Genomic DNA, 26,147 nt, shown 5'->3' with positions numbered 1-26,147 from the left:
CTGGCTCCATCGCTGGCAAGCCAGCTCCCACAGGTTTCATTGGCGTTCGCGAATTTTAGGATCGGCGCGGACACTGTGGGAGCTGGCTTGCCAGCGATGAGGCCGGACCGGTCAGCCGAGATTCCGGATCAATTGAACTCATCACCCACCGGATACCGGCTGGCATTCAGGCTCTCCTTGATCTTGCGCAAATGCGGCTGGAAATCCACCCCGCGACGCAAGGTCATGCCGGTGGCGAGCACATCGAGCACGGTCAACTGAATGATCCGCGAAGTCATCGGCATGTAGATGTCGGTGTCTTCCGGCAGCGGAATGTTCAGGCTCAGGGTGCTGGCCTTGGCCAGTGGCGAGTTCTCGGCGGTCAGGCCCAGTACCGAGGCGCCGTTTTCTCGGGCGATGCGCGCCACTTCCACCAGTTCACGGGTGCGACCGGTGTAGGAAATGATCACGAACAGCTCGCCGGTGTGGGCCACCGAGGCAATCATGCGCTGCATCAGCACGTCCGCGTGAGCAGTGACGGCGAGGTTGAAGCGGAAGAACTTGTGTTGCGCATCCAGTGCCACCGGTGCCGAGGCGCCGAGGCCGAAGAAGTGGATCTGCCGGGCCTGGATCAACAGGTCGACGGCGCGACTGATCAGGTTCGGGTCCAACGCCTGCAAGGCACTGTCCAGGGACGCAATGGCGCTGCCGAAAATCTTCTTGGTATAGGCCTCCGGATTATCGTCGGCTTCCACCGCACGACTGACATAGGCGGCGCCGCTGGCCAGGCTCTGGGCCAGTTGCAACTTGAGTTCGGGATAGCCGCTGACGCCGAACGAGCGGCAGAAACGGTTGACCGTCGGCTCGCTGACCGAAGCGGCCTGGGCGAGGGCGGCGATGCTGAAGCGGGTGGCCTGCTGCGGGTTGAGCAGGATCACCTCGGCGACTTTGCGTTCGGCCTTGTTCAGCTCATCAAGGCGATTCTGGATTTGCTCCAGTAAATTTCGCACGCGGTCCATATAAGTATCCTTGATTCACCGGCACCGATAAGCGCGCGGCTAATGCAAAAAGGGCCTTTGGTGAGGCCCGTAACGGTGGCCTATCCTACTGATGGCTCCGACCGACCACCACTCGGAATCTGTATTTTGCGAAAATGTTGTGGTTATTACTACATTTTCCCTTGAGTGATGCCTTGAAAAAAGGTATTTGTAGCTTAACTTGATAAAAGAACAAACATCATGCTCTCGATTACGGTTGAACCGTGCACCTTTGCCTTGTTCGGCGCCCTGGGCGATCTGGCCTTGCGCAAGCTGTTTCCTGCCCTTTACCAACTCGACGGCGCGGGCCTGTTGCACGAGGATACGCGCATCATCGCGCTGGCCCGTGAGGCTGGGAGCGAGCAGGAACACCTGACGTTCATCGCCTCCGAACTGCGCCGCTACGTCGGTGCCAAAGAGCTGGACGAAGCCGTGGTCGAGCGTTTCCTGGCACGCCTGAGCTACCTGCACGTCGACTTCCTCAAATCCGAAGATTATGTGGCCCTGGCCGAAGTCGCCGGCACCACGCAGCGGGTCATTGCCTACTTCGCCACGCCGGCCGCCGTCTACGGTGCGATCTGTGAAAACCTGGCCAAGGTCGGCCTGGCGGAAAACACACGTGTGGTGCTGGAAAAACCCATCGGTTCGGACCTGGAATCCTCGCGCAAGGTCAACGACGCCGTGGCGCAGTTCTTCCCGGAGAACCGCACCTATCGCATCGACCACTACCTGGGCAAAGAGACTGTCCAGAACCTGATCGCCCTGCGTTTCGCCAACAGCCTGTTCGAAACCCAGTGGAACCAGAACTACATCTCCCACGTGGAAATCACCGTGGCCGAGAAGGTCGGTATCGAAGGCCGCTGGGGTTACTTCGACAAGGCCGGCCAGTTGCGCGACATGATCCAGAACCACCTGCTGCAACTGCTCTGCCTGATCGCCATGGACCCGCCGGCCGACCTGTCCGCCGACAGCATCCGTGACGAGAAGGTCAAGGTGCTCAAGGCCCTGGCGCCGATCAGCCCGGAAGGCCTGACCACCCAGGTAGTGCGCGGCCAGTACATCGCCGGCTACAGCGAAGGCAAAGCGGTGCCAGGCTACCTGGAAGAACCGAATTCCAATACCCAGAGCGACACCGAAACCTTCGTCGCCCTGCGTGCCGACATCCGCAACTGGCGCTGGGCCGGCGTGCCGTTTTACCTGCGTACCGGCAAGCGCATGCCGCAGAAGCTGTCGCAGATCGTCATCCACTTCAAGGAACCGTCGCACTACATCTTCGCTCCCGAGCAGCGCCTGCAAATCAGCAACAAGCTGATTATCCGCCTGCAGCCGGACGAAGGCATTTCCTTGCGCGTGATGACCAAGGATCAAGGCCTGGACAAGGGCATGCAGCTGCGCAGCGGTCCGTTGCAGCTGAATTTTTCCGACACCTGGAGCAGCGCACGGATTCCCGATGCCTACGAGCGGTTGTTGCTGGAAGTGATGCGCGGCAATCAGAACCTGTTTGTCCGTAAAGATGAAATCGAAGCCGCGTGGAAGTGGTGTGACCAGTTGATCGCCGGGTGGAAAAAATCCGGTGATGCGCCCAAGCCGTACGCGGCCGGGTCCTGGGGGCCGATGAGCTCCATTGCTCTGATCACGCGGGACGGGAGGTCGTGGTATGGCGATATCTAAACTGAATCTGCCGCAGGGCGTCAGCGCCCATGCGTTCAAGAGCCCGGTGCTGCTGGCTGAAAGCCTGGCACTGAACGTGGCGAAACAACTGAGCGATGCGATCGACGCCCAGGGCACCGCGACCCTGGTGGTGTCCGGTGGCCGCAGTCCGGTGGCGTTTTTCCAGCACCTGGCCAAGCAGGCGCTGGATTGGTCCAACGTGGTGATCAGCCTGGCCGACGAGCGTTGGGTGCCGGTGGAACACGCCGACAGCAACGCCGGCCTGATCAAGCGTTACCTGTTGCAAGGTCCGGCGGCCAAGGCGCAGTTCCTCAGCCTGTACAGCGCCAGCGCCAACCTGGAGCAGGCGGCCGAGCAGGCCGACCGTTTGCTGTCCGAGCTGCCGGTGATCGACGTATTGATCCTCGGCATGGGCGATGACGGCCACACCGCGTCACTGTTCCCCAACAGCCCGAACCTGACCGAGGCATTGCAGGTCGATGGCACCCGTCGCTGCTGGCCGATGCTGGCGCCGACCGTGCCGCATCAGCGCCTGACCATGAGCCGCGCGCTGCTGGCCTCGGCCAAGCATAAAGTTCTGTCGATTTCCGGTCAGTCCAAGCTGACCACCCTGAGTTTCGCGCTGGCCGGTGACGATGTCGCCGAAATGCCGGTGCGCGCATTTCTGCAACCTACGTTAGAGATTTACTGGTGCCCATGAGCCAAGGAACAGCCGCTATGAAAAACCCATCCCCGACCGTTTCCATGGCGGATAAAGTTGCCCTGATCGACAGCCTCTGCGCGCAAGCGCGGATCCTGCCGGTGATCACCATCGCCCGCGAGCAGGACGTTCTGCCGTTGGCCGACGCCCTCGCGGCCGGCGGCCTTACAGCGCTGGAAGTGACTCTGCGTTCGCAGTTCGGCCTCAAGGCCATCCAGATTCTGCGCGAGCAGCGTCCGGAGCTGGTGACCGGTGCAGGCACCGTGCTCGATCGCCAGATGCTCGCGGCGGCGGAAGCGGCGGGTTCGCAATTCATCGTCACGCCGGGCATCACCCGCGACCTGCTGGAAGCCAGCGTGGCCAGTCCGATTCCACTGTTGCCGGGCATCAGCAATGCCTCGGGCATCATGGAAGGTTATGGTCTGGGCTATCGCCGCTTCAAGCTGTTCCCGGCGGAAGTCAGCGGTGGTGTTGCAGCCATCAAGGCGCTGGGCGGCCCGTTCGGCGAAGTGAAATTCTGCCCGACCGGCGGCGTGGGACCTGCCAATATCAAGAGCTACATGGCGTTGAAAAACGTCATGTGTGTGGGCGGTAGCTGGATGCTTGATCCGGAGTGGATCAAGAACGGCGACTGGGCCCGCATTCAGGAATGCACCGCCGAGGCCCTGGCGCTGCTGGACTGATCGCTTCACCCGACACTTCGTTGTGTGTTCTACGGCTTTACGGTGCGCTTGGTCGGTGCACCGTTTTTTTTTGCCCATAGAAAACTGCGCTAACCCTTGTAGGAGCGAGCTCGCTCGCGAAAAACCCGAGAGCGCCACTGACCATCAGGTTTCACCCGTTATCGTTCACGACCATCGCGAGCAAGCTCGCTCCCACAATGATTTTGGTTGCCTGCAGATTTTGCGTACATCCACTAACCCTTGTAGGAGCGAGCCTGCTCGCGAAAACCCGAGAGCGCCACTGGGCATCAGGTTTCACGCGTTATCGTTCACGACCATCGCGAGCAAGCTCGCTCCCACAATGATTTTGGTTGCCTGCAGATTTTGCGTACATCCACTAACCCTTGTAGGAGCGAGCCTGTTCGCAAAAAACCCGAGAGCGCCACTGGGCATCAGGTTTCACGCGTTATCGTTCACGACCATCGCGAGCAAGCTCGCTCCCACAATGATTTTGGTTGCCTGCAGATTTTGCGTACATCCACTAACCCTTGTAGGAGCGAGCCTGCTCGCGAAAAACCCGAGAGCGCCACTGGGCATCAGGTTTCACCCGTTATCGTTCACGACCATCGCGAGCAAGCTCGCTCCCACAATGATTTTGGTTGGCTGCAGATTTTGCGTACATCCACTAACCCTTGTAAGAGCGAGCCTGCTCGCGAAAAACCCGAGAGCGACGCTGGCCATCAGGATTTACCCGTTATCGTTCACGACGCGCAGTTCCTTCAGCGCGCTGATCAACTGCTGCATATGCTCGGCAGTGCTGGTCAATCCCGGTGTCACGCGGATGCACGGCCCGCAAGCCGCGCCACTGCGCACCACGGTGAACAGGTTGTAGTCGTTGAGCAGCCTTTCGACCATCACCTGTTGATCGGCCTGTTGGGTAAAGCGCATCGAAGTAATGCCGCAATACAGCCGTGGATCATCCGGGGTCAACACCTCGATGCCCGCAAGTTCGCGAACTTCGCGCACCCACAGGTTACGCAGGTAATTGAGGCGCGCGCCCTTGGCGCCAGCGCCACCCATGGCGTGATGCTCTTCAAGCACCAGCGGCAGGGTCATCAACGCCGGGATGTTGGGGGTGCTGTACGAGGTACGGGCACGGATGTCAGTCGGTGGAAAATGCATCTCGCCCATGTCCGGGTCGATGTCGGCCAGGCGTTCGGGGGCGATATAGATAAAGCCGAGCGTCAACGGTGCGCCGATCCACTTGTGCAGGTTGAAACCGGCGAAAGCGATACCGAGTTCGGTGAGGTCGAACTCCAGCTGGCCGAGGGCATGGGCGCCGTCGAGGATGACGTCGATGCCATGTTCCTTCGCAGCGGCTGCAATCGCCTGCACCGGCATCACCAGCCCCGTGCGATGGGTGACGTGGGTCAGGGCCATCAGCTTCAGCCGCGGATACCGGGCGAAGGTTTCCCGATAGGTATCAAGCAGGCTGTCGAAGGTCGCCGGGTGTGCGTGCTCGATCTCGATCACTTCGACCCCACGATTGTGTGCCAGCCAGCGCATGGCACCCTTGACCGTGTCGTATTCCAGATCGCAAACCAGTACCTGATCGCCGGGCTGCAGCGGGTTGTAGTTGCGGATCAGCGACTGCAAGCCTTCCGACGCGTTGCGGGTCAGGGCGATGCTGTCGGCGGGTGCGCCAATCAACCGGGCCAGTTGTGCACGGATCTTCAGGCTGTCGCCCTGTTCGAAGCGCTGGCGCACGTAGACCGAATTGCTGCGGTTGATGAGTTCGATGTTGCGCTGGTATTCCTCGACCACCGTGCGCGACATGCGCCCGAAGTAACCGTTCTCCAGGTTGATCGGGCCGGGTTCGACATCGTAGCGGTCGGCAAAGGTTTGCCAGAAGGCTTCATCACGGGCGCGGCGGGTGTTGTCGGGCATGGGCTACTCGGTAGATGTTCAGTGGCGCGGGGCCGGTTTGCCGTGTTTGGCGCGCAGGGGTTCGAGCAAGTCCGACAATCCGTTGTGATCGATTTCCTGCATCAGGGCCAGCAGGCCGCCCAACTCGCCATGGGGGAAACCCTCCCGGGCGAACCAGTTCAGGTAAGGGCCGGGCAGGTCGGCAATGATTCGCCCCTTGTACTTGCCGAAGGGCATTTCGCGGGTGATCAGCAATTCGAGCTTTTCAGGATTCATCGATCGGTCGTCTTGATTCAGTCAGTCTGGAAAATACAGGCATTCTGCATGCAGGCCAAATGACAGATCATGCAAATAAAACGGATACAGATTTTCAGTTATTCGATAACTAATTGAAAAATAACGAATAAGTAGGCGGTTCCAAGCTGGCATGCACGGTGCACTACTCATTGCATCTTTCATCAACCGCGAGGAATTGAAAATGACCGACATGAATAAAGAAGCGATTTCTGTACTCAATGACCTGATTGAAACCAGCAAGGACGGTCAGGCCGGGTTCAAGACTTGCGCTGAAGACATCAAGCACCCTGAACTCAAGACCCTGTTCATCAATCGCTCGGCCGATTGTGGTACGGCCGCTGCGGAATTGCAGTCTGCCGTGCGTGCGATGGGTGGCGATCCGGAAACCTCCACCAGTGTCAGCGGTGACTTGCACCGTCGCTGGGTCGACGTGAAGTCGATGTTCACCGGCAAGGGCGAGGAAGCCGTTCTCAATGAGGCCGAGCGCGGTGAGGACCATGCGTTGAAGGCTTATCGCGACGCCATGGAGAAAATCAACAAGCACAACCTGGTGGGCATTCGTGACCTGGTTGAGCGTCAGTACCACGGCGTGCAACGCAATCACGATCAGGTAAAAGCCCTGCGTAACCAGGCGCGTGCACGTTCGTAAATCACGCTAAAAACTGTGGGAGCGAGCTTGCTCGCGATGAGGGTCTGACATTCAACAGTGATGTTGAATGATCTGACGCTATCGCGAGCAAGCTCGCTCCCACAGTGTTTGTTTTTGCTAGGTTAATCAGCCAATGCTGATCGCCGGCAACTCCGTCAACGTCACGCTCTGCTGCTTGCGTGGCGCAAGGATCTCCGCTTCACCATCCACCACCAGTTCATCGCGCTGGTTGAACACGCGGGTGGCAATGCGCACGCGGAACTTCGGCAGTTTTTCGAGGATTTCCAGGCGCACGGTCAGGGTGTCGCCGATCTTCACCGGTTTCTGGAAGCTCATTTGCTGGCCAATGTAGATGGTGCCCGGTCCAGGCAGTTCGCAGGCGACCGCGGCACTGATCAGCGCGCCGCTGAACATGCCGTGGGCGATGCGCTCCTTGAACATGGTGCTGGCGGCGTATTCGGCATCCAGGTGCACCGGGTTGTGGTCGCCGGACATCGCGGCGAACAACTGGATGTCGCGCTCTTCGACGGTCTTGCTGAAGCTGGCGGTCTGGCCGATTTCGAGGGCTTCGTAAGGGGTGTTGGTAACCTGGGTCATCTGTCTCAATTCCTGTGACGAATTAAAAAATTCACAAAAAACTATTCGGATCGGTGTGGCCGAGGAGTGCTCAAGGCCTGTGCGATCCAGTTCAGCACATCGGCGATGATTTCATCGCGGTTGCTCTCGTTGAACAGTTCGTGCCGTGCCTGGGGGTAAACGGTCAGTTGCAGGTGCTGGCTGCCGTTAGCCCGCAACGCGTCGGCCAGATCCTTGAGACGTTTACCTTCGCTCACCGGATCACATTCTCCGCCAATCACCAGCAGCGGCAGGCCCGGGTCGATCTGCGCGAGATTGGACGCTTTGCTGATTTGCTGCAAGCCACCGAGCAAGTCGATCCACAGTTGATTGGTGCAACGGAAGCCGCAAAGCGGGTCGTTGACGTACAGATCGACCTGCGCCGGATCACGGCTGAGCCAGTCGAACGATGTGCGTGCCGGTTTGAATTTTTTGTTGAACGAGCCGAAGGACAGCCATTCGATCAAGGCGCTGCGCCCTTTGCCGCCCTGGCGCAGGCGTTCGAGACGGGCGATCTGCCGTGCCGCGCGATAAAGCGCTACGGGTTGGAAATTCGAGCCGCTGAGGATTGCCCCGTGCAGGCTGGCACTGTGGTGCAGCAGATAAGCCTGGGCAATGTAACTGCCCATGCTGTGCCCGAGCAGTACGATCGGTACGCCGGGGTGTTGCTGGCCGATGTGTTGGTTGAGGCTGGCCAGGTCGCTCACGACCTTGCACCAACCGTCGTTATCAGCGAAATGCCCGAGTGTCCCGTTTTCGGCAGTTTTGCCATGTCCACGCAGGTCAGGCGCGCACACGCCATAACCCTGATCACAGAGTTTTTCCGCGAGGGGGCCATAGCGACCGCTGTGCTCGGCCATACCGTGGGCCAGCAGAATCATTGCCTTGAGGCTGCCGTCGGGGAGCCACTGGTTGACGAAGAGCCGGCTGTGGTCGCTCGTGGTCAGCCAGAAAGTGTCGTGGATCATGGCGGTTCCTTTGCATGGGGCTGCCTGGTTGGAAACAGCTCGTTGCAGTTTATAGCGCATCCTTGAATGGGCGTCTGATCAGGCTACGCCACGGCAGAAAGATTCATGCGATCAATGACGGCGGTTGGCATATTTGCCTGCTACGTCATAACTGCTAGTGTCCGTGAAGCTCCGCTTTTTGCATTTTTCTTGAGAAATGACAGAACAGTGGCCCCGGATAGATTCAGGTAAAGAGGACAAGAACAATGCAACCTGATTTCTGGAATGACAAACGCCCGGCCGGCGTCCCCCTGGATATCGATCTGGGAGCCTTCAAGTCGGTGATCGAGGTGTTCGAGCGTTCTTGCAAGAAGTTTGCTGACCGCCCCGCGTTCAGCAACATGGGCGTGACCCTGACGTACGCCGAACTGGAACGCCAGAGCGCTGCCTTCGCCGGTTACCTGCAAGCCCACACCGACCTGGTACCGGGTGACCGCATCGCGGTGCAGATGCCCAACGTCCTGCAATATCCTATTGCCGTGTTCGGTGCCTTGCGCGCCGGGTTGATCGTGGTCAACACCAACCCCTTGTACACCGCACGGGAAATGCGTCACCAGTTCAAGGACTCCGGTGCCCGGGCGCTGGTGTACCTGAACATGTTCGGCCAGAAAGTCCAGGAAGTGCTCCCCGACACCGACATCCAGTTCCTGATCGAAGCGAAGATGGGCGACCTGATGCCCACCGCCAGGGGCTGGCTGGTCAACACCGTGGTGAGCAAGGTCAAGAAGATGGTCCCGGACTATTCCTTGCCCCAGGCCGTTTCCTTCAAGAGCGCGTTGCGCATGGGCCGTGGCCTGGGCATCAAGCCGCTGACCGTCGGTCTCGACGACATCGCCGTGCTGCAATACACCGGTGGCACCACAGGCCTGGCCAAGGGCGCGATGCTGACCCACGGCAACCTGGTGGCGAACATGCAGCAGGCGCGGGCCTGTCTTGGACAGTTCGGCAGCGACGGTCAGCCGTTGTTGCGCGAAGGCCAGGAGGTCATGATCGCGCCGCTGCCGCTGTACCATATCTATGCCTTCACCGCGAACTGCATGTGCATGATGGTGACCGGTAACCACAACGTGTTGATCACCAACCCGCGTGACATCGGCGGTTTCATCAAGGAGCTGAAGAACTGGCGGTTCTCGGCGTTGCTGGGTCTCAACACGCTGTTCGTCGCGCTGATGGATCACCCGGACTTCAAGACCCTGGACTTCTCCAGCCTCAAGCTCACCAACTCCGGCGGCACCGCGCTGGTCAAGGCGACCGCCGAGCGTTGGGAGCAACTGACCGGTTGCCGCATCACCGAAGGTTACGGCCTGACCGAAACTTCGCCGGTGGCCTGTACCAACCCCTATGGCGACAAGTCGCGGATCGGCACGGTCGGCATGCCTGTGCCGGGCACCACGCTGAAAGTCATCAGCGATGACGGCGTCGAACAACCGCTGGGTGAGCGCGGCGAGCTCTGCATCAAAGGCCCGCAGATCATGAAGGGCTACTGGCACAAACCCGATGCCACGGCCGAGGTGCTGGATGCCGAGGGCTGGTTCAAGTCCGGTGACATCGCGGTGATCGACCCGGACGGTTTCGTGCGCATCGTCGACCGCAAGAAGGACATGATCATCGTCTCGGGTTTCAACGTGTACCCGAACGAGATCGAAGACGTGGTGATGGCTCACCCGAATGTCGCCAACTGTGCGGTCATCGGTGTGCCCGACGAGCGGTCGGGGGAGGCGGTGAAGCTGTTCGTGGTGGCCCGTGAAGCGGGGGTCAGCCTTGAAGAACTGAAGGCTTACTGCAAGGAGAACTTCACGGCGTACAAGGTACCCAAGCACATCGTGCTGCGCGAGTCGCTGCCGATGACGCCGGTGGGCAAGATTTTGCGGCGGGAGTTGCGTGATATCGCGTAATCGTTAGAGAGCGCGCTTCGCGCATCGCGGGCAAGCCCGCTCCCACAGGTTCATTGTTGTGCACAAACCTTGTGTACGACGCGAACTTTGTGGGAGCGGGCTTGCCCCGGGCGGCGTTCCGATTATGTTTTTTGGCAGACGCTAAAGCCCCGGTTTACGTGGGTTTCAGAGATTAATAGATTTTTTGCTCTAAAATGACTGCTTGTAAGTCTTGAGTCACAAATGTGACCGTAGAGGCCGCTTTTGGCTCTAGTCGACCCTTGGCAAAGCTGCTACTCTCGGCGCGCTTTGTGCTTCTTGGCCTGTGTAAAAGCCCAGATTCACCAATGACCAAACACCAATAATAATCGCATCAAATGCGGTGCTGAATTCGCGTTGCTGAGGAGTGGGCTTCCATGATCGAAGACTTTTGGAAGGATAAGTACCCTGCCGGGATTGCTGCCGACATCAATCCAGACGAGTATCCGAATATTCAGGCAGTGTTGAAGCAATCCTGCCAACGCTTCGCCAACAAGCCGGCATTCAGCAACCTGGGCAAGACACTCACCTACGGTGAGCTGTACGAATTGTCCGGTGCGTTTGCCGCGTATCTGCAACAGCATACCGATTTGCAGCCCGGCGATCGAATTGCCGTGCAACTGCCCAACGTGTTGCAGTACCCGGTCGCCGTCTTCGGGGCCATCCGCGCCGGGCTGATCGTGGTCAACACCAACCCGCTGTACACCGCGCGGGAAATGGAACACCAATTCAACGACTCCGGTGCCAAGGCCCTGGTCTGCCTGGCCAACATGGCGCACCTGGCTGAGACCGTGGTGCCGAAAACCGGCGTAAAGCACGTGATCGTCACCGAAGTCGCCGACCTGCTGCCGCCACTCAAGCGCTTGCTGATCAACAGCGTCATCAAGTACGTGAAGAAGATGGTGCCGGCCTATCACTTGCCAAAAGCCGTCAAGTTCAACGACGTGCTGAGCAAAGGCCAGGGCCAGCCAGTGGCGGAAGCCAATCCGGCCAGCGGCGACGTCGCGGTGCTGCAATACACCGGCGGCACCACCGGCGTGGCCAAGGGCGCGATGCTGACCCATCGCAACCTGGTGGCGAACATGCTGCAGTGCAAGGCGCTGATGGGTTCCAACCTCAATGAAGGTTGCGAGATCCTGATCACCCCGCTGCCGCTGTATCACATCTATGCGTTCACCTTTCACTGCATGGCGATGATGCTGATCGGCAACCACAACATCCTGATCAGCAACCCGCGCGACCTGCCGGCGATGGTCAAGGAACTGTCGAAGTGGAAGTTCAGCGGCTTCGTCGGCCTGAACACACTGTTCGTGGCCCTGTGCAACAACGAAGGTTTCCGCAAGCTGGACTTCTCCGCGCTGAAAGTCACCCTGTCGGGCGGCATGGCCCTGCAACTGGCCGCGGCCGAACGCTGGAAGGCGGTCACCGGTTGCGCCATCTGCGAAGGCTACGGCATGACCGAAACCAGCCCGGTGGCCACGGTCAACCCGATCCAGAACATCCAGATCGGCACCATCGGCATTCCGGTACCATCGACCCTGTGCAAAGTCATCAACGATGCCGGTGTCGAGCAGCCGCTGGGCGAAATCGGCGAACTGTGCGTGAAAGGGCCGCAAGTCATGAAGGGTTACTGGCAGCGCCAGGAAGCCACCGATGAAATGCTCGACAGCGAAGGCTGGTTGAAGACCGGTGACATCGCGCTGATCCAGCCTGACGGCTACATGCGCATTGTCGATCGCAAGAAAGACATGATCCTGGTGTCCGGTTTCAACGTATACCCCAACGAACTCGAAGACGTGCTGGCCACCTTGCCGGGCGTGCTGCAATGCGCGGCCATCGGCATACCGGACGAGAAGTCGGGCGAGGCGATCAAGATCTTCATCGTCGCCAAGCCGGGCGTGACGTTGACCAAGGAACAGGTGATGGAGCACATGCGCGCCAACGTCACCGGCTACAAGGTCCCGCGTTCCGTGGAATTCCGCGATGCACTGCCGACCACCAACGTCGGCAAGATCCTGCGTCGTGAATTGCGCGATGAAGAACTGAAGAAGATCAACGCGAAGAAAGCCACCGCGTAAAACAAGAAGCCCCGCAGATGCGGGGCTTTTTTGTTGACGCCGGACACAGGTAGACGACCTGTAGGAGCCGGCTTGCTGGCGATGGCGGAGTATCAGTCAACATTGATGCGTCGGATATACCGCAATCGCCAGCAAGCCGGCTCCTACAAGCGGAACGGCGCGAAGTTGACGTTGGTGCCCGTCGGGCGCATGTCCTGCAGGAAGGAGTCCTTGTCGGCGCTCAGCTCCAGGCTCAATGCCGCCTTGCGCTTGCCTTCATTGCGCACCACCAGGCCTTCGAGTTTCTCGCGCAGGAACACGGTCGGCACTTTCAGGTGCAGCAGCTCGTCGGTGGCTGGCGTGTGCATCAGCAGGTGAATCCACTCGTACTGACCGACGGCCAGGCGCGTCACCGGGAGGTCGAACCACCAGATGTTGCGATTGCGGTTCAATTCGGCGAAGTGGCAGTTGTTGACGCCAAGCACAGCACCGCCAAGTTCCTGGTTTCTGCGGGCAATGGCCTGCTTTTTATCAAGTTTCATAACATTCCTACGGGATTGGATCTTCAGCGCCATGGCCTGAATGTGTTGCGCATTCTCGGGGGTTGGCCGGCAAACATAAAGCGCAACCTGCACCGGACGATGAAATGTCGCGGAGAAAATAAATGAAACTCCCTGCAAAGGCCCCCGGTCAACCTTGTGTAGCGATTTTTCCGTCTATTGAAATGCTCACAGGAGAATCACCATGGGCAGCACAAGCGATAAAGTCAAAGGCATGGCCAATGAAGCCGCCGGCAACGTCAAGCAAGGCGTCGGCAAGGCCACCGGTAACGACAAGATGCGTGCCGAGGGCGTGATGCAGGAAAAGAAAGGCGAGGCCCAGCAAGCAGTCGGCAAGGCCAAGGATGCGCTCAAAAAAGGTATCGATGACGCCTGATCCGGCCTTTAATGAAAACAAACGCGGCCATCTCGGATGGCCGTTTTTGTGTCAGCCTGAACTTGCACCCGGAAATTGTTTCAAAGTCGCCAACTGGGCTACCTTGATGATAGAAAACGGCCCCTGAGTCGCCAGACTCCAACCCCAATCCGTAAGCGGCGAATGGAGACGCGAATGATTTTTCCGGACATGAGAGGCCTGCCCCTGCACCGTGTGATGATGCGCACGGTCACCGAGTTCGTCGACGACGAGATGTCGACCTATGCCTCGGCGCTGGCCTATCAGATGCTGTTTTCGCTGTTTCCGTTCATCCTGTTCCTGATTGCCCTGATCGGCTTCCTGCACCTGCCGGATTTCTTCTCCTGGCTGCGCCTGCAATCGGAACTCGTATTGCCGCCCCAGGCGCTGGAACAGGTCAACCCGGTGATCGACCAGCTGCAGCAGTCCAAGGGTGGTTTGCTCTCGGTGGGTATCGTGATTGCGCTGTACACCGCCTCGGCGGGTGTGCGGCTGATGATGAGCGCGATGAACGCGGCCTACGACGTGGTTGAAGGGCGCCCGCTGTGGAAACGCTTTCCGTTGTCGGTCATCTACACCGTGGGCATTGCCGGCATGTTGCTGATTGCGGCGGCGCTGATGGTGCTCGGTCCGCAAGTGATGGGCTGGATCGCCGCGCAGGTCGGGCTTGAGGATTTCATCGTGACCCTATGGACCATCGTGCGCTGGCCGGTGATCGTGATTCTGCTGATGGTCGCGGTGGCGTTGATCTACTACGTCATGCCCGACGTCAAACAGGAATTCCGCTTCATCACCCCGGGCTCGGTGCTGGCGGTGGTGGTGTGGATCATCGCCTCCCTGGGCTTCGGTTTGTACGTCAAGGAGTTCGCCAACTACAACGCCATGTATGGCAGTATCGGCGCGATCATCGTGCTGTTGCTGTACTTCTACATTTCCGCCGCGGTGCTGTTGCTGGGCGCGGAGATGAATGCGGTGATCGAGCACATGTCGCGGGAGGGTAAGGACCCGGGCGAAAAAGTTGCCGGCGAGCATGGTCCCGTCCATGAGGAAAAACACCACGTTTCGGGACTGGGCCGTGATCATTCACAACCCAAACCAACCATTGATGAAACCTGATCATGATTCGTGAAATTCTGAAAATGGGCGATGAGCGCCTGCTGCGCATTGCCCCGCCGGTGCCGGCCGAAATGTTCGACAGCCCCGAGCTGTGGCAACTGATCGATGACATGTTCCAGACCATGGAAAGTGTGGGAGGCGTGGGCCTGGCGGCTCCGCAGATTGGCGTCGACCTGCAACTGGTGATCTTCGGTTTCGAGCACAGCGAGCGTTATCCGGATGCCGACGCCGTGCCGCAGACGATCCTGATCAACCCGTTGATCACACCGATGAGCCCGGTGCTGGAAGAGGGCTTCGAAGGCTGTTTGTCCGTACCGGGCCTGCGCGGCGCGGTGCAGCGTTACCAACAGATTCGCTACGAAGGCCTCGACCCCAAGGGCGAGCCGATCGTGCGTTTTGCTTCAGGGTTCCACGCACGGGTGGTGCAGCACGAGTGCGATCACCTGATCGGCCGCCTGTACCCATCGCGCATCACCGACTTCAGCAAGTTCGGCTTCACCGAGGTGATGTTTCCGGACCTGGATCCCAACGCGGACGATTAAGCACACCACAAACCACATTAGATCTTCATCAGGCTTGAGCAGGCTCCAACCCCATCGCAATCATCGGCTTGCTGCGCGCATACCGGCTCAATCGCTCAACCATCGCGTAAGGCATCGGCGGATCGAACGTAAACCCGTGTCGCTCATAAAACCCGCGCAGGTTCGGATGACAGAACAACCACACCGGCAGTTCGCAATCCTTCACCGCGGCCGCAATCAACCCGGCGGCGATTCCTTGCTCCCGGCACTGCGGATCGACAAACAACCCGGTCAGCCAATGCCCGCCGGACACCGGGCGCAAACACAAAGCGGCAACAATCCCGTCACGCCGGGCCACCCACAGCTGCGCGTCGCGCACGGCTTTCATCGACGATTGGTGAGCGCGGTAGAACTTGTTCATCAAGGGCCATAACGGCTCGTCGAGCAGGGTGTACTGGATGTCGGGCATGGTCTCGGACTGTCGGTGTGCAAAGCCGGCGATTATAAAAGAACGCGCGCGCCGGGATAGGTGTATACCTGATCTCACATCCCCCTGAGAGGAGTACGCATCATGTCCAAAGGTATGGATTCAAAGAAAGCGGCGAAAAAGAAACCGACGAAAACCGCCATTGAAAAACGTGCGGACAAGAAGGCCAAGAAGGTCGGCGTGTTCGGTCACTGATCCCGCGATGATCGATCGCTCCCATGCAACATGGGAGCGATCCTCCTGAAAATAATCTGCAAGATTTCCCACGGCCATTGCACAGAAGGGGATTGGTCCCCGATCTGAGCAACGCCATGCCCCATTACTTCGATAGCGCCCACCAAGAAGAAATCGAAACCCTGCGTCGACGCTTCACCGCCCGTACCGAATGGCCGACCTGGTTACTGTTGATCGGCGTGTATGGCGCCTGGTTCGGCATCGTGTTGAACAGCCATCGCCTGGGTGTGTGGTGGAGCACGCTGTTGCTGATTCCATTGCTGGTGCTGTGGTTGTCGGTGCAACACGAGCTGCTGCACGGTCATCCCACGCGCTGGCCAGCCCTGAACAAGATCCTCGGCTACGCGCCGTTTGCCGTCTGGTATCCGTACACCCTGTATCGCGATAGTCATTTGCTGCATCACCGTGACGAAGACCTGACCATCCCCGGTCGCGACCCGGAAAGCCGCTACCTGAGTGCCGGGCAGTGGCAGGGCAGTTCTCTGCTGGTGCGCAGCCTGCACTGGCTGAACAAGACCGTGCTCGGCCGCTTTGCCCTGGGTGCGCCGCTGGCCTTGCTGGCGTTGGCCGGCGAAGAGTTGCAGCGATTGCAAGCGGGTAATCGTCAGGCCTGGCTGATGTGGCTGAGCCACGGTTCGCTGACGCTGTTGATGCTGCTGTTCATCGCGAACTTCAGCGTGTTTGCGCTCTGGCATTACCTGTTTTTGATCAGCGTGCCGGCGCTGTCGATCGCCATGATTCGCTCCTACTATGAACATCGACCTCATGCCGCGCCGGAGCAACGCACCGTGCTCAATGAAGCCGCCTGGCCGTGGCGCTGGCTGTTCCTGAACCTCAATTTCCATCTGGTGCATCACGAGTTGCCGGGGTTGCCCTGGTACGACTTGCCCCGCGCTTACCGGGCCCGCCGCGAGCAATGGCTGGCGCGCAGTGGCGGGTTTCTGGTGCAGGGTTATGGGCAGTTGTGGCGTGAACATGGCGTCAAAGCCATCGACAGCCCGAGGCATCCGTTTTACTGATTTGCTACGCTGCTCTGGAAAACTTCGATGACCCAACACATCGCCGAACTACAGATGTACATCGCCCCCGAGCTGATCCACCAGGCCAACGAACGCTGGCTGGCGCGAATCCTCGAGCACCTGGGCGGCACCCGCCGTGATGCCGATGGCCTGTCGCTGTCGGATGTGTGGTTGTCGCCGCACTTGCTGCTCGCGCAAACCTGCGGCTACCCGCTGATGACAGCATTGCGCGGCAAGGTCCGGGTGCTGGGGCGCCCTCGGTATGAACTGCCGGACAGCAGTGGCGGCAACCATTGCAGCCTGATCCTGGCACGCACCGACGATGCACGGCGAACCCTGGCGGATTTTCGAGGCAGCCGGGGCGTGATCAATGGCCGGGATTCCAACAGCGGCATGAACCTGCTGCGCCACCGGTTGGCGCCGTTGCAGCGTGACGGGCGGTTTTTTTCTCAGATCGGCATCAGCGGCAGCCATCGCGAAAGCCTGCACTGGTTACGCGAAGACCTTGCCGACCTGGCGGCCATCGACAGCGTGACCTTCGCCTATCTGGCGCGCCACGCCGCAGAGGAAGTGGCCGGTTTGCGCGTGATTGAGCGCAGTGCCTTGAGCCCGACGTTGCCCTACATCTCCTCGGCCACCGTCAGCGATCAGCAGGCTGAAGGGCTATTGCAGGCGATGAACCAGGCGTTGCGCGAGTTACCTGAGGTTGCCGAAATCCTCGGTTTGCCGCAGGTGCTGCCCGCCAGCGAAAGCGACTATCAGGTTGTGCTCGATTATCAGCGTGAGGCCGAGGTGTTGGGGTATGGGGATTTGCGATAGGGCGCAGATGTTGGGTCGACAGGTCCATTTTTCGCGGGCAAGCCACGCTCCCACAGGTACAGCGAAACTATCTAATTGGAATATAAAAATAAGTTTTAAGTATTATTAAAGAATAAGCCTCCTTGCTAGGATCCGCCTCACCGGACCACCGGACATTCAGCGACCCCTAACCCAGGAGCCCCTATGTCCGGCACCGATATTCTCCATCGCAAACACGTGGACAGCCTGTTCCGTGCCCACTATCACTGGCTCTGCACACGCCTGCGTCAGTCACTGAACGATGCCGCCGGTGTCGAAGACATTGCCTGCGAAACCTTCGTGCAACTGCTCGAAGCCCCTGGCCTGACGGCGATACGCGAACCCCGTGCCTTGCTCACCACCATCGCCCGGCGCCTGCTCTATCAGCGTTGGCGTCGAGCGGATCTGGAGCGCCGGTATCTTCACCAACTGCAACACGCCGAGCCGGTCCATGCCGAATCGCCGGAGCAGTTGGCCCAGTTGTCCCAGACCCTGACCCGGGTGAATCGCAGTCTTGAGCGCTTGCCCGGCAAAGTGCGTTCGACCTTCCTGCTGTCGCGGATCGACGGCCTGACCTACGCGCAAATTGCCGCTGCGCTTGGCATTTCGCTGCGCTCGGTCAGCGACTACATGACCCGTTCCCAGGCCCTGTGCGACCGGCACAGCGCCAATCAATCCCTGAACCGTCCACTCCAGAACAAGAGGTCCGCATGAGATCGATCAAAACCCTGCTCGGCAGTTCGTTGCTGGCCCTGAGCCTGTTGTCCCACCCGTCCTGGGCCACGGAAAAAGCCGCACCCATTCACTTCGGCGATATCACTTGGGAAAGTGGCAGCCTCATCACCGAAATCCTGCGCCTGATCGTTGAAAAAGGTTACGGTTACCCGACCGACACGCTGCCGGGCAGCACCGTCAGCCTGGAAGCGGCGCTGGCGAAAAACGATATCCAGGTCATCGGCGAGGAGTGGGCCGGACGCAGTCCCGCCTGGGTCAAGGCTGCCGCCGAGGGCAAGGTCTTCGGCCTCGGCGATACGGTCAAAGGCGCCACTGAAGGTTGGTGGGTGCCGGAATACGTGATCAAGGGCGATCCCGAGCGCGGCATCAAGCCGTTGGCCCCGGAACTGAAGTCCGTTGCCGATCTGGCGAAGTACAAGGACGTATTCCGCGACCCCGAAGACCCGAGCCGCGGACGCTTCCTCAACAGCCCGACCGGCTGGACCTCGGAAATCGTCAACAGCCAGAAACTCAAGGCCTATGACCTGACCGCCAGCTACGTCAACTTCCGCACCGGTTCCGGTGCCGCACTGGATGCCGAGGTGGCGTCGTCGATCCGCCGTGGCAAGCCGGTGCTGTTCTACTACTGGTCGCCGACACCGTTGTTGGGCCGTTTCAAGCTGGTGAAACTCGACGAACCGCCGTTCGACGCCGAAGCCTGGAAAACCCTGGCCGACGCCAACAACCCGAACCCCAAGGGCACGCGCTCGATGCCGGCCAGCCTGGCCATCGGCGTATCGGCACCGTTCAAGGCGCAATACCCGGATCTGGTGACGTTCTTTGAAAAGGTCGACCTGCCGATCGACCTGCTGAACCAGACCCTGGGCCAGATGAGCGAAAAACGCCAGAAACCCCGCGAAGTCGCCGAAGCGTTTTTGCGTGAGCAACCGCAGGTGTGGAAGGGCTGGGTACCGGGGGAGGTGGCTACCAGGGTGAGTGCCAGTTTGTAGTTTTGTCGCATCGCGATGCGATCTGGTTCAACAGGCTCGACAGGCGGTAAGCCGCAAAAAACCGCTGAACCGATTTTGTCCTCGATACTGGCCGACTAGTGGCCTTGCAAGCACAACGTGGCTGTCTATGATCAGGTGTAACTAACTGTATCGGCCGTGATGAGGCGGTCGGTGTGGTGCTGCCAGAGTGCGCAATCAAAGGCACCGACACTTGATCACAGGGAGCTGTCCGCTAAATGGAATTTGTTGTGAATCTGTTAGGGCTGGCCCGCATGCGGGCTATCAAGAGAAGGATGTCTTGATGAGCGTGTCGCTATAAGGACCCTCCGATTGATCATCGATTATCACCTGACGAGTCCTTCTTTTTTGGAGGGATGCGTGTGCCTGTTCCACGGAACGTAGTGGTGGATTTGAAAGAACTGCAACTTTCATCAATCAAAAAATCGCGCGGAAGGTGATACAACCATGTTCAACCTACATCACAAGGCTGACCTGCTGGAAATCGAACGATTCAGCTGTGCGCTGACCGAGGCCAATGCCAAGTTGGCGGCGATCAGCAATTCGATGGCGATGATTGAATTCACCCCGGATGGCATCGTCATCGATGCCAACGAAAACTTCTGCAGTGCCATGGGCTACAGCGCCGACGAAGTGCGCGGCAAGCATCACCGGGTGTTTTGTGAAGAGCAGTATTACCGCAGCGATGACTACACCAAACTGTGGCGCGACCTGGCGCGGGGCGAGCCGCTGAGCGGGACCTTTTTGCGCTTGCATAAAAGCGGCCGGGAGATCTGGCTCGAAGCCAGCTACATGCCGGTGCTCGGCCCCGACCGCCAGGTGAAAAGCGTGATCAAGGTCGCCACCGACATCACCGCCCGGGTCAACAGGGAACACGAAAACGAAAGCCGGCTCGCCGCGATCGGCCGCTCCATGGCCGTGATCGAATTCACCCCCGAAGGCAAGGTCATCAGCGCCAACGAAAATTTCCTGAAAACCATGCAGTACTCGCTCAACGAGGTGGTGGGGCAGCATCACAGCCTGTTCTGCCACCGAGCCGAAGCCGAGTCCCAGAGTTACCGGAATTTCTGGGCGTCGCTCAACCGTGGCGAATATCACTCTCATCGTTTCGAGCGCAGGAACAAACAGGGGCAGACCATATTCCTCGAAGCGTCCTACAACCCGTTGTTCGACGCCAAGGGCCGGCTGTACAAAGTGGTCAAGTTCGCCAGCGACATCACTCACCAGATGACCACCCTGCAAACCGCCGCGGAATCGGCCCACAGCACCTCGGTGCAAAACGACGTCTGTGCACGCAAGGGTTCCGAGGTGGTGCAGCAGACGGTGCAGATCATCCTGGACATTTCCAAAGACCTGAACGAAGCGGCGCTGAGCATCGATGCGGTGAGCAAGCAGTCCGACATCATCGGCACCATCGTGCAGACCATCCGCGGCATTGCCGATCAGACCAACCTGCTGGCGCTCAACGCGGCGATTGAAGCGGCGCGGGCCGGTGAGCACGGGCGCGGATTTGCGGTGGTGGCCGATGAAGTGCGCAGCCTCGCGGCGCGCACGAGTCAGGCGACGCTGGAGATCGTCGAGGTGGTGCGCAAGAACCACGATCTGTCGCTGAGCGCGGTGTCGAGCATGCAATCGAGTTTGAGCCGAACCGGCCTCGGCGTGGAACTGGCGAACGAGGCAGGGGAGGTGATCCTGGAAATCCAGCAGGGCTCGCGCCACGTGGTGGATGCGATCAGTCAGTTCAACTCGACGTTGCAATTGAACTAAGCAGAGCAACTTGTAGGAGCAAGCTTGCTCGCGATGGACTCAAGAGCGCTGCGTTTAGCCAGACAAAACGCGTAATCGTTATCGACCATCGCGAGCAAGCTCGCTCCTACATAAAATGAGCAAATGAAAAAGGGTCCCGGTAGAGGGACCCAAAAAAACCGGCAAATAGCGCGCTGACAAGAGGGCCAGGAAGGTTGGGGCGTTCGTTCATTGAGCCTGCTTTACGGAGCCCGGCAATCGGGCTGCGTTATCACATCCAGCCCAATAATCATTCGATCTGCAAGATTTCCCTGCGCCGTTACCCGCAGGGAGACAGGACCAACTTTGTCTGTTGGCTTGCCCTTGTTTCGGGCCGCTCGGAGTCCGATACCTGTTAGTTCTGACAGTAGACTGACTATCGAGTTGGTTGGACTATGTGTTCTCGAATACGTGGCTGGTTTACCGATATAACGTCGGATAAAAACCGGGATGCTCATAACTCGCATGGACGAGATTTAATATGAAAATCAAATGGGTTGTTACTGCTTTTTCACTAGTTGTCTGCCTCGGCGCAAATGCTGAGCAAGAGTCGGTAGGGCAAAGCACATACACATTATTCAATCCCACAATGACTGAATTACAGAAGGGCGAGGTACAACAGCAGATTGATCAACAGCTCGCCAGAAAAGCGGGAGCGCGGCAGGTCAGTACTACCCAAGTGGTTTATGGAGATGGAGCAGTCGTTATGACTTTCCCTCCCAAGGACTCCGCTCAACCGGAGAGTACCTGCGACTATGGTTATTTTTGCGTCTGGGAGCACCCATATTACACCGGCAGGAAAGTGTCATTGCGCAGTAAGCAAGAATTCAGTCCATTCAATCTCGCAGACTACAATATGAGCCTGCAGGTATCGTCGTGGAAATATAACAATAAAGCCTACGCCTCGATCGTATACGGGGTGAACAGGAAAGATGGGGTGGGAGTAATAGAAACCAGCACTCTAAAGGAAATTGGAATTGGTGATGAGTGTTGCCCATTCAGTGCTCCCGAAAAAACAGACCCTTCCGCAGCGTGGACAGAAATATATGCCATCGATCACCTTCAGTCCCAGGGTGACAAAATAGTGAGTATCAAGGTCTCTACACTATTTGGCGGGGATGCCAAGTGAGCACCAATTGCAGCGGCCATTCAAGGCAAGCCGTTGCAGCCGTGCTTGAGGAAACCCGGACGCTGCGCCAGGCGCTGGAAATACTCATCGACGGCGGGGTAGTCCGGGCGCTCGATCGGCGTCATCAGCCAGCGATTGACCGATAAACCGATGACCACATCGGCCAGGGTAAAACGTGGCCCGGCGACATACGCCTTGGTGGTCGCGAGTTGATGTTCGAGGATGCCCATTTTCTGGTTCCAGCCACGGATGCCGACCACAAGGCCATGCGGGTCCTGGAATTCCGGGTCCTTGCGCACCAGTGCCATGAACGGATATCTCCACGACGGATTGAGCTCGGTGGCTTGCCAATCCATCCACTGCTCCACCCGGGCGCGGGCGGCCGGGTCGGTTGGCAGCAAATCGGCATGGTGGTGATGGTGTTTGCCGACCAGGTAGCGGCAGATGGTATTGGACTCCCACAGCACGCCCGCCTCATCAATGATCACCGGTACCAGCGCGTTGGGATTGAGCCGCAGAAACTCCGGGCTGTGAGTCGAGGCAAAACCGCTGCCCCAGTCCTCGCGTTCGTAGGTAATGCCTAGTTCCTCGCAGGTCCACAGAACCTTGCGGACGTTGATCGACGAGGCTTTACCCAGGATCTTCAGTGTGTGTTCCATTGAGCTACTCCGTTAGCGAATTGGTGCGCTACGGGAATCTGACAGCGTGCCCAGCAGAGGGCGACGTTCGTTGCTCTAAAAGGTTAGTTGAAATCCGCTCGCCGCGTTCGGCTCTTGATTGGACTTCAGGCGCTCGGCAGCAGGTCGTTCCAGATCGGGGTCGAACAGGCACTGGGAATGTATGGATGAAGGGCAGGTTGCTTGAGGATCCAGCCCTGAAGCTGTTGGTCGATGTACACCGGGGTTGGCTCGATACACTCGCCTTTGGGGGCAACCTTGGCTTGATCCACTGATACAAACAGTGGGCCGGGCAGATCAAACACCGTCTCGGAATGGCTTGAAAGCCCCGTGTCCTTGCGGGCAAAACAGTTGTTCCTGCGGCCGCTCAGGTCGGTTGTCATGACCCCGGCTTCTTCCAGGTTCGCATGCCAAACATTCATGACAACGGCTGGCCCCTGGGCTTTCGGGTGCAAGGCGAGGCAACTTTTGATTGCCGGCATGAAACGTGGATCACTTAGAAACTGCGTCCAGTCGTCCGGCTGCGAGGCGTGTGCCGGAATCGCGTGGCCGAGCAAGAACGTCAGGAAAATCGCTTTGCGCATAGCAATATCCGCGAGAAAAAGGTTGTGGATTCTGCACTCGACGCTCGGGTCGCGGAGGGTAAAAGATGTTTCGAAATGCTGTGTAGGAATGGTCTGACGGCAAGCGGCTTCAGAGGGGTTGCGCAGGCTACTGTTTCTTGCACCCTTGCCTACAACTACGCCAGAATCCGCCGACTTGTGCGCTTGGTATCCGGACTCTATCGTTCCGTGTCGCTGCAAATTCAGCGATCGGGTTTCGCAGCCCGGGTATCTCTAGACGCATAGCGTCCACCGTTCGTGATCGAATCGCGTTATGGCGGCTGTGCGTGGGAGACCTTCGGGTCTACCGGGTTCTAGAGTCCCGGTCTGCGACCCGCGTACAGCTGCCACCCTTCGTATCGCAGCGAGACGTGGCAGCTCCATTACTCTAGGAGCACCACTATGTTCAAACCCACGCCGAACCCCCCACGCAATCCCAGCCCGATGTTCTCCATCTCCCCCGGCATCAATAACGAAACATTGCTGGCGCACGCCTGCGAATCACTGGCCTCGGCGAGTGTGATGACCAATGACTTTGCTACGTTTCTGGAAGGCAGCCAGCGCAATACGGCACTGGCGATTGCACAGATCATCATGCTGGCCGAGCTGGCGGTGAACCGGGTGCTGGATAACCTCGATCCGCAGGATTGACCGCCGAACCTGTGGTGAGGGGGCAAACCCCCTCACCACAGTGATTTGTGTCGTGCTTATGTACTCTCGCGCACCTTCAACTCAAACCCCATGTCCTGCACCGGCCTGGCCACGGTATTGCCGGCCATCAGCGTCAGCATCTGCTCCGCCGCGCGGCGGCCGATGGCTTCGCGCGGGGTGTTGATGCTGCTCAGGCGCGGGACCATGTGTTCGGACATGGGCAAGTCGTTGAAGCCGAGGATCGCCACCTGTTCGGGGATCTTGATCCCGTGACGCAGCGCTTCGAGCAGCGCGCCCTGGGCCAGGTCGTCGTTGCCGAAGAAAATCGCATCGACGTCCGGGTGGCTGGCGAGCATCTGCAAAAACAGTTCGCCGCCCAGGCCGACCGACGACGGGCGGGGTGTCAGCACTTCCAGCGCCGGGTCATACAAACCGGCCTTTTGCAGGGCTTTGCGGAAACCTTCGCCGCGCAGCAAGGTGCGCTGGTCGAGTTGCGCGCCGATGTAGGCCAGGCGCTTGCGGCCGCGAGACAGCAAGTGTTCGGCTGCCGTTTCGCCGGCCGCCAACTGCGAAAAGCCTACGCAATTGAGCCCGGCGGCGCTGTCCAGCTCCATCATGTACACGCAGGGAATGTTGCTGGCTTCGATCATCCGCCGCGAACTTTCGGTGCGGTCGAAACCCGTCAGCAACAAGCCGCGTGGCTGATAGGCCATGTAGTTGCGCAGCAGGTTTTCCTCTTCATCGCGCGAATAGTGGAAGTTGCCGATCAGCACTTCGAAGCCCTTGGGCCGCAAAACCTGATGAATGGCTTCCAGGGTGTCGATGAACAGCAGGTTGGACAGCGACGGCACCAGCACCACGACGGAATGGCTCTGGGCCGAGGCCAGGGCACGGGCGGCAGGGTTGACCACGTAGTTGAGATCCAGCGCCGCTTTCTGCACCTTTTCCACCAGTTCGGTGGCAACAGTGCTGACCCCGCGCAGGGCGCGCGAAGCGGTGATCGGGCTGACGCCGGCCAGTCGGGCAACTTCGTTCAGGGTAGGGCGGCCAGTGGTGCGGGTATTTTTATCGTTCTTGGTTGTGTTCATCGACGGCTTGCCAAACAAAATTCAAGGCACTAAGGTAGCGCTGTCTCGATGCAGCTGCAAATGCGTGAGCGGGGGTTCGCCTGATCCTCGCTTTTTGGCGTTGGGACCTAACCTGCTGCAACCCATAAAATGACAAGAAAGGCGTCGGCAACTTCTGCTTTTGATCTAGTGTCATAACTGGCAAAGGTAGCGCTGTCTGCGCGCTGAGGTGTTACATGAATCATCCCATCACCGCCCTGGTCATCATGGGCGTTGCCGGTTGCGGCAAGACGTGCGTCAGCGAGGCCCTGTGCCAATTGAGCGGCGCCACTGCCATTGAAGGCGACTCTTTCCACCCTGCCGCCAATATCGAAAAGATGAGCGCGGGGACCCCCCTGAACGACGAAGACCGCGCCGGCTGGCTCGACAGCCTGTGCGATGAACTGCGCCGTGTCGACGCCATGGGCCAGCGCCCGGTGCTGACCTGTTCGGCGCTCAAGCACATTTACCGCGAACGCCTGCGCAGTGCCTTGCCGGGCCTGGGCTTCGTGTTCCTGGAGTTGACCCCCGAAGTGGCTGCCGACCGCGTCTCCCATCGGCCGGGCCACTTCATGCCGTCGACTCTGATCGACAGTCAGTTCGCCACCCTCGAATCGCCGGTCGGCGAGCCGTTGACCCTGGCGCTGGATGCCTCCACCCATAGCGTCGAGCAACTGGCTGCGCAGGCTCATGTGTGGTGGCAGGCGAACGGCCTGAAACAGGCGGTATGACTGTGCTCGCAAAGACAGCGCTGTCCTCACGACTTCTGATTAA

At 59.1% G+C, this 26,147-nt stretch carries 27 protein-coding genes and 1 pseudogene; 18 read left to right on the top strand and 10 right to left on the bottom strand.

What is annotated here, in order from left to right:
• Positions 1–128 precede the first annotated feature (128 nt).
• Positions 129–989 carry a MurR/RpiR family transcriptional regulator gene (locus tag AB4O16_RS10040; protein WP_460158049.1) on the bottom strand — a complete coding sequence of 287 codons (861 nt, stop codon included), beginning with the start codon at positions 987–989 and terminating at the stop codon, positions 129–131.
• A gap of 228 nt (positions 990–1,217) precedes the next feature.
• On the opposite strand from AB4O16_RS10040, the gene zwf reads away from it, so the two are divergent.
• From zwf to AB4O16_RS10025, 3 genes are read left to right on the top strand one after another with little or no spacing between them, the layout of a single operon-like run.
• Positions 1,218–2,687 carry a glucose-6-phosphate dehydrogenase gene (zwf, locus tag AB4O16_RS10035; RefSeq protein WP_110661931.1) on the top strand — a complete coding sequence of 490 codons (1,470 nt, stop codon included), beginning with the start codon at positions 1,218–1,220 and terminating at the stop codon, positions 2,685–2,687.
• Complete coding sequence (pgl, locus tag AB4O16_RS10030; protein ID WP_160389174.1) at positions 2,674–3,387, top strand: 6-phosphogluconolactonase; 714 nt, start codon at positions 2,674–2,676, stop codon at positions 3,385–3,387. The genes zwf and pgl overlap by 14 nt, the downstream gene beginning before the upstream one ends.
• Before the next feature lie 17 nt (positions 3,388–3,404).
• Positions 3,405–4,070, top strand: a complete 666-nt coding sequence (locus AB4O16_RS10025; protein ID WP_160389173.1) for a bifunctional 4-hydroxy-2-oxoglutarate aldolase/2-dehydro-3-deoxy-phosphogluconate aldolase — start codon at positions 3,405–3,407, stop codon at positions 4,068–4,070.
• A gap of 726 nt (positions 4,071–4,796) precedes the next feature.
• On the opposite strand, the gene AB4O16_RS10020 is transcribed toward AB4O16_RS10025, so the two are convergent.
• A complete protein-coding gene (locus tag AB4O16_RS10020; protein ID WP_460157635.1) occupies positions 4,797–5,996 on the bottom strand; it encodes an aminotransferase class V-fold PLP-dependent enzyme in 1,200 nt (399 codons plus the stop codon).
• Positions 5,997–6,014: 18 nt separating this feature from the next.
• Positions 6,015–6,251 carry a DUF3820 family protein gene (locus AB4O16_RS10015; protein ID WP_003227425.1) on the bottom strand — a complete coding sequence of 79 codons (237 nt, stop codon included), beginning with the start codon at positions 6,249–6,251 and terminating at the stop codon, positions 6,015–6,017.
• 202 nt (positions 6,252–6,453) lie between these two features.
• On the opposite strand from AB4O16_RS10015, the gene AB4O16_RS10010 reads away from it, so the two are divergent.
• Positions 6,454–6,921 carry a ferritin-like domain-containing protein gene (locus tag AB4O16_RS10010; protein WP_160389773.1) on the top strand — a complete coding sequence of 156 codons (468 nt, stop codon included), beginning with the start codon at positions 6,454–6,456 and terminating at the stop codon, positions 6,919–6,921.
• A gap of 126 nt (positions 6,922–7,047) precedes the next feature.
• Here the strand turns inward: AB4O16_RS10010 and AB4O16_RS10005 are convergent, their stop codons facing one another.
• Both AB4O16_RS10005 and AB4O16_RS10000 read right to left on the bottom strand, forming a co-directional pair.
• Complete coding sequence (locus AB4O16_RS10005; protein WP_096509380.1) at positions 7,048–7,518, bottom strand: MaoC family dehydratase; 471 nt, start codon at positions 7,516–7,518, stop codon at positions 7,048–7,050.
• A gap of 41 nt (positions 7,519–7,559) precedes the next feature.
• Complete coding sequence (locus AB4O16_RS10000; RefSeq protein ID WP_160389772.1) at positions 7,560–8,504, bottom strand: alpha/beta hydrolase; 945 nt, start codon at positions 8,502–8,504, stop codon at positions 7,560–7,562.
• Positions 8,505–8,749: 245 nt separating this feature from the next.
• Here AB4O16_RS10000 and fadD2 point away from each other — a divergent pair, with 245 nt between their 5' ends.
• Positions 8,750–10,438 carry a long-chain-fatty-acid--CoA ligase FadD2 gene (gene fadD2 / locus AB4O16_RS09995; RefSeq protein WP_460157634.1) on the top strand — a complete coding sequence of 563 codons (1,689 nt, stop codon included), beginning with the start codon at positions 8,750–8,752 and terminating at the stop codon, positions 10,436–10,438.
• A gap of 395 nt (positions 10,439–10,833) precedes the next feature.
• Positions 10,834–12,534, top strand: coding sequence for a long-chain-fatty-acid--CoA ligase FadD1 (gene fadD1, locus AB4O16_RS09990; protein ID WP_160389770.1), 1,701 nt, complete (start codon positions 10,834–10,836; stop codon positions 12,532–12,534).
• A 143-nt stretch (positions 12,535–12,677) separates the two neighbouring features.
• Here the strand turns inward: fadD1 and AB4O16_RS09985 are convergent, their stop codons facing one another.
• The gene (locus AB4O16_RS09985) at positions 12,678–13,055 is read right to left on the bottom strand and encodes a hypothetical protein (RefSeq protein WP_160389769.1); all 378 of its coding nucleotides are present in this window, start codon (positions 13,053–13,055) and stop codon (positions 12,678–12,680) included.
• A gap of 202 nt (positions 13,056–13,257) precedes the next feature.
• On the opposite strand from AB4O16_RS09985, the gene AB4O16_RS09980 reads away from it, so the two are divergent.
• The 3 genes from AB4O16_RS09980 (at position 13,258) to def (ending at position 15,125) form a co-directional block, all read left to right on the top strand.
• Positions 13,258–13,449: a CsbD family protein gene (locus AB4O16_RS09980; protein WP_253559147.1), complete on the top strand. Its 192-nt coding sequence runs from the start codon at positions 13,258–13,260 to the stop codon at positions 13,447–13,449.
• Positions 13,450–13,623: 174 nt separating this feature from the next.
• A complete protein-coding gene (locus tag AB4O16_RS09975) occupies positions 13,624–14,583 on the top strand; it encodes a YihY/virulence factor BrkB family protein (RefSeq protein WP_160389767.1) in 960 nt (319 codons plus the stop codon).
• Positions 14,584–14,585: 2 nt separating this feature from the next.
• Complete coding sequence (gene def, locus AB4O16_RS09970) at positions 14,586–15,125, top strand: peptide deformylase (protein ID WP_460157633.1); 540 nt, start codon at positions 14,586–14,588, stop codon at positions 15,123–15,125.
• Between the two features lie 28 nt (positions 15,126–15,153).
• Here def and AB4O16_RS09965 read toward each other — a convergent pair whose 3' ends face one another.
• Complete coding sequence (locus tag AB4O16_RS09965) at positions 15,154–15,573, bottom strand: GNAT family N-acetyltransferase (protein WP_460157632.1); 420 nt, start codon at positions 15,571–15,573, stop codon at positions 15,154–15,156.
• A gap of 329 nt (positions 15,574–15,902) precedes the next feature.
• On the opposite strand from AB4O16_RS09965, the gene AB4O16_RS09960 reads away from it, so the two are divergent.
• The 7 genes and pseudogenes from AB4O16_RS09960 to AB4O16_RS09930 all read left to right on the top strand — a co-directional run bounded on the left by AB4O16_RS09960 (position 15,903) and on the right by AB4O16_RS09930 (position 22,337).
• A complete protein-coding gene (locus AB4O16_RS09960) occupies positions 15,903–16,844 on the top strand; it encodes a fatty acid desaturase (RefSeq protein WP_460157631.1) in 942 nt (313 codons plus the stop codon).
• 27 nt (positions 16,845–16,871) lie between these two features.
• Positions 16,872–17,663 carry a phosphate/phosphite/phosphonate ABC transporter substrate-binding protein gene (locus AB4O16_RS09955; RefSeq protein ID WP_460157630.1) on the top strand — a complete coding sequence of 264 codons (792 nt, stop codon included), beginning with the start codon at positions 16,872–16,874 and terminating at the stop codon, positions 17,661–17,663.
• Positions 17,664–17,846: 183 nt separating this feature from the next.
• Positions 17,847–18,395: a sigma-70 family RNA polymerase sigma factor gene (locus AB4O16_RS09950; RefSeq protein ID WP_460157629.1), complete on the top strand. Its 549-nt coding sequence runs from the start codon at positions 17,847–17,849 to the stop codon at positions 18,393–18,395.
• Positions 18,392–19,405, top strand: a complete 1,014-nt coding sequence (locus tag AB4O16_RS09945) for an ABC transporter substrate-binding protein (RefSeq protein WP_160389761.1) — start codon at positions 18,392–18,394, stop codon at positions 19,403–19,405. Before AB4O16_RS09950 ends, AB4O16_RS09945 begins: the two co-directional genes overlap by 4 nt.
• A gap of 465 nt (positions 19,406–19,870) precedes the next feature.
• A pseudogene (locus AB4O16_RS09940) lies at positions 19,871–20,641 on the top strand (PAS domain-containing protein); the annotation flags it as partial.
• Positions 20,642–20,650: 9 nt separating this feature from the next.
• Positions 20,651–21,190: a methyl-accepting chemotaxis protein gene (locus AB4O16_RS09935; RefSeq protein WP_371926014.1), complete on the top strand. Its 540-nt coding sequence runs from the start codon at positions 20,651–20,653 to the stop codon at positions 21,188–21,190.
• 499 nt (positions 21,191–21,689) lie between these two features.
• Positions 21,690–22,337, top strand: a complete 648-nt coding sequence (locus AB4O16_RS09930) for a peptidase inhibitor family I36 protein (RefSeq protein ID WP_460157628.1) — start codon at positions 21,690–21,692, stop codon at positions 22,335–22,337.
• Positions 22,338–22,357: 20 nt separating this feature from the next.
• Here the strand turns inward: AB4O16_RS09930 and AB4O16_RS09925 are convergent, their stop codons facing one another.
• Both AB4O16_RS09925 and AB4O16_RS09920 read right to left on the bottom strand, forming a co-directional pair.
• The gene (locus tag AB4O16_RS09925) at positions 22,358–22,996 is read right to left on the bottom strand and encodes a glutathione S-transferase family protein (RefSeq protein ID WP_460157627.1); all 639 of its coding nucleotides are present in this window, start codon (positions 22,994–22,996) and stop codon (positions 22,358–22,360) included.
• A gap of 125 nt (positions 22,997–23,121) precedes the next feature.
• Positions 23,122–23,598: a hypothetical protein gene (locus tag AB4O16_RS09920; RefSeq protein ID WP_460157626.1), complete on the bottom strand. Its 477-nt coding sequence runs from the start codon at positions 23,596–23,598 to the stop codon at positions 23,122–23,124.
• A gap of 420 nt (positions 23,599–24,018) precedes the next feature.
• Here AB4O16_RS09920 and AB4O16_RS09915 point away from each other — a divergent pair, with 420 nt between their 5' ends.
• On the top strand, positions 24,019–24,267 hold the full coding sequence (locus tag AB4O16_RS09915) for a DUF6124 family protein (protein ID WP_007974480.1): 249 nt from the start codon (positions 24,019–24,021) through the stop codon (positions 24,265–24,267).
• A gap of 56 nt (positions 24,268–24,323) precedes the next feature.
• On the opposite strand, the gene gntR is transcribed toward AB4O16_RS09915, so the two are convergent.
• Positions 24,324–25,355: an HTH-type transcriptional regulator GntR gene (gntR, locus tag AB4O16_RS09910; RefSeq protein ID WP_160389756.1), complete on the bottom strand. Its 1,032-nt coding sequence runs from the start codon at positions 25,353–25,355 to the stop codon at positions 24,324–24,326.
• Positions 25,356–25,570: 215 nt separating this feature from the next.
• On the opposite strand from gntR, the gene AB4O16_RS09905 reads away from it, so the two are divergent.
• On the top strand, positions 25,571–26,104 hold the full coding sequence (locus AB4O16_RS09905) for a gluconokinase (protein WP_110662596.1): 534 nt from the start codon (positions 25,571–25,573) through the stop codon (positions 26,102–26,104).
• Positions 26,105–26,147 lie beyond the last annotated feature (43 nt).

This window comes from Pseudomonas sp. S2_H10 (assembly GCF_054668285.1).
Note: the sequence above shows the minus strand (reverse complement) of the source record. Positions and strands in the feature narration are given on the sequence as shown.

What these genes read in the sequence shown, in the direction of transcription:
- AB4O16_RS09975 (WP_160389767.1), top strand. Translation starts at nt 13,624, where the DNA reads ATGATTTTTCCGGACATGAGAGGCCTGCCCCTGCACCGTGTGATGATG.
- AB4O16_RS09950 (WP_460157629.1), top strand. Translation starts at nt 17,847, where the DNA reads ATGTCCGGCACCGATATTCTCCATCGCAAACACGTGGACAGCCTGTTC.
- pgl (WP_160389174.1), top strand. Translation starts at nt 2,674, where the DNA reads ATGGCGATATCTAAACTGAATCTGCCGCAGGGCGTCAGCGCCCATGCG.
- AB4O16_RS09915 (WP_007974480.1), top strand. Translation starts at nt 24,019, where the DNA reads ATGTTCAAACCCACGCCGAACCCCCCACGCAATCCCAGCCCGATGTTC.
- AB4O16_RS09925 (WP_460157627.1), bottom strand. Translation starts at nt 22,996, where the DNA reads ATGGAACACACACTGAAGATCCTGGGTAAAGCCTCGTCGATCAACGTC.
- AB4O16_RS10005 (WP_096509380.1), bottom strand. Translation starts at nt 7,518, where the DNA reads ATGACCCAGGTTACCAACACCCCTTACGAAGCCCTCGAAATCGGCCAG.
- AB4O16_RS09965 (WP_460157632.1), bottom strand. Translation starts at nt 15,573, where the DNA reads ATGCCCGACATCCAGTACACCCTGCTCGACGAGCCGTTATGGCCCTTG.
- AB4O16_RS09985 (WP_160389769.1), bottom strand. Translation starts at nt 13,055, where the DNA reads ATGAAACTTGATAAAAAGCAGGCCATTGCCCGCAGAAACCAGGAACTT.
- AB4O16_RS10015 (WP_003227425.1), bottom strand. Translation starts at nt 6,251, where the DNA reads ATGAATCCTGAAAAGCTCGAATTGCTGATCACCCGCGAAATGCCCTTC.
- def (WP_460157633.1), top strand. Translation starts at nt 14,586, where the DNA reads ATGATTCGTGAAATTCTGAAAATGGGCGATGAGCGCCTGCTGCGCATT.
- AB4O16_RS10010 (WP_160389773.1), top strand. Translation starts at nt 6,454, where the DNA reads ATGACCGACATGAATAAAGAAGCGATTTCTGTACTCAATGACCTGATT.
- AB4O16_RS09955 (WP_460157630.1), top strand. Translation starts at nt 16,872, where the DNA reads ATGACCCAACACATCGCCGAACTACAGATGTACATCGCCCCCGAGCTG.
- AB4O16_RS09930 (WP_460157628.1), top strand. Translation starts at nt 21,690, where the DNA reads ATGAAAATCAAATGGGTTGTTACTGCTTTTTCACTAGTTGTCTGCCTC.
- AB4O16_RS09960 (WP_460157631.1), top strand. Translation starts at nt 15,903, where the DNA reads ATGCCCCATTACTTCGATAGCGCCCACCAAGAAGAAATCGAAACCCTG.
- zwf (WP_110661931.1), top strand. Translation starts at nt 1,218, where the DNA reads ATGCTCTCGATTACGGTTGAACCGTGCACCTTTGCCTTGTTCGGCGCC.
- AB4O16_RS10020 (WP_460157635.1), bottom strand. Translation starts at nt 5,996, where the DNA reads ATGCCCGACAACACCCGCCGCGCCCGTGATGAAGCCTTCTGGCAAACC.
- AB4O16_RS09980 (WP_253559147.1), top strand. Translation starts at nt 13,258, where the DNA reads ATGGGCAGCACAAGCGATAAAGTCAAAGGCATGGCCAATGAAGCCGCC.
- AB4O16_RS09920 (WP_460157626.1), bottom strand. Translation starts at nt 23,598, where the DNA reads ATGCGCAAAGCGATTTTCCTGACGTTCTTGCTCGGCCACGCGATTCCG.
- AB4O16_RS09905 (WP_110662596.1), top strand. Translation starts at nt 25,571, where the DNA reads ATGAATCATCCCATCACCGCCCTGGTCATCATGGGCGTTGCCGGTTGC.
- AB4O16_RS09935 (WP_371926014.1), top strand. Translation starts at nt 20,651, where the DNA reads ATGACCACCCTGCAAACCGCCGCGGAATCGGCCCACAGCACCTCGGTG.
- fadD2 (WP_460157634.1), top strand. Translation starts at nt 8,750, where the DNA reads ATGCAACCTGATTTCTGGAATGACAAACGCCCGGCCGGCGTCCCCCTG.
- fadD1 (WP_160389770.1), top strand. Translation starts at nt 10,834, where the DNA reads ATGATCGAAGACTTTTGGAAGGATAAGTACCCTGCCGGGATTGCTGCC.
- AB4O16_RS10025 (WP_160389173.1), top strand. Translation starts at nt 3,405, where the DNA reads ATGAAAAACCCATCCCCGACCGTTTCCATGGCGGATAAAGTTGCCCTG.
- AB4O16_RS10000 (WP_160389772.1), bottom strand. Translation starts at nt 8,504, where the DNA reads ATGATCCACGACACTTTCTGGCTGACCACGAGCGACCACAGCCGGCTC.
- AB4O16_RS09945 (WP_160389761.1), top strand. Translation starts at nt 18,392, where the DNA reads ATGAGATCGATCAAAACCCTGCTCGGCAGTTCGTTGCTGGCCCTGAGC.
- gntR (WP_160389756.1), bottom strand. Translation starts at nt 25,355, where the DNA reads ATGAACACAACCAAGAACGATAAAAATACCCGCACCACTGGCCGCCCT.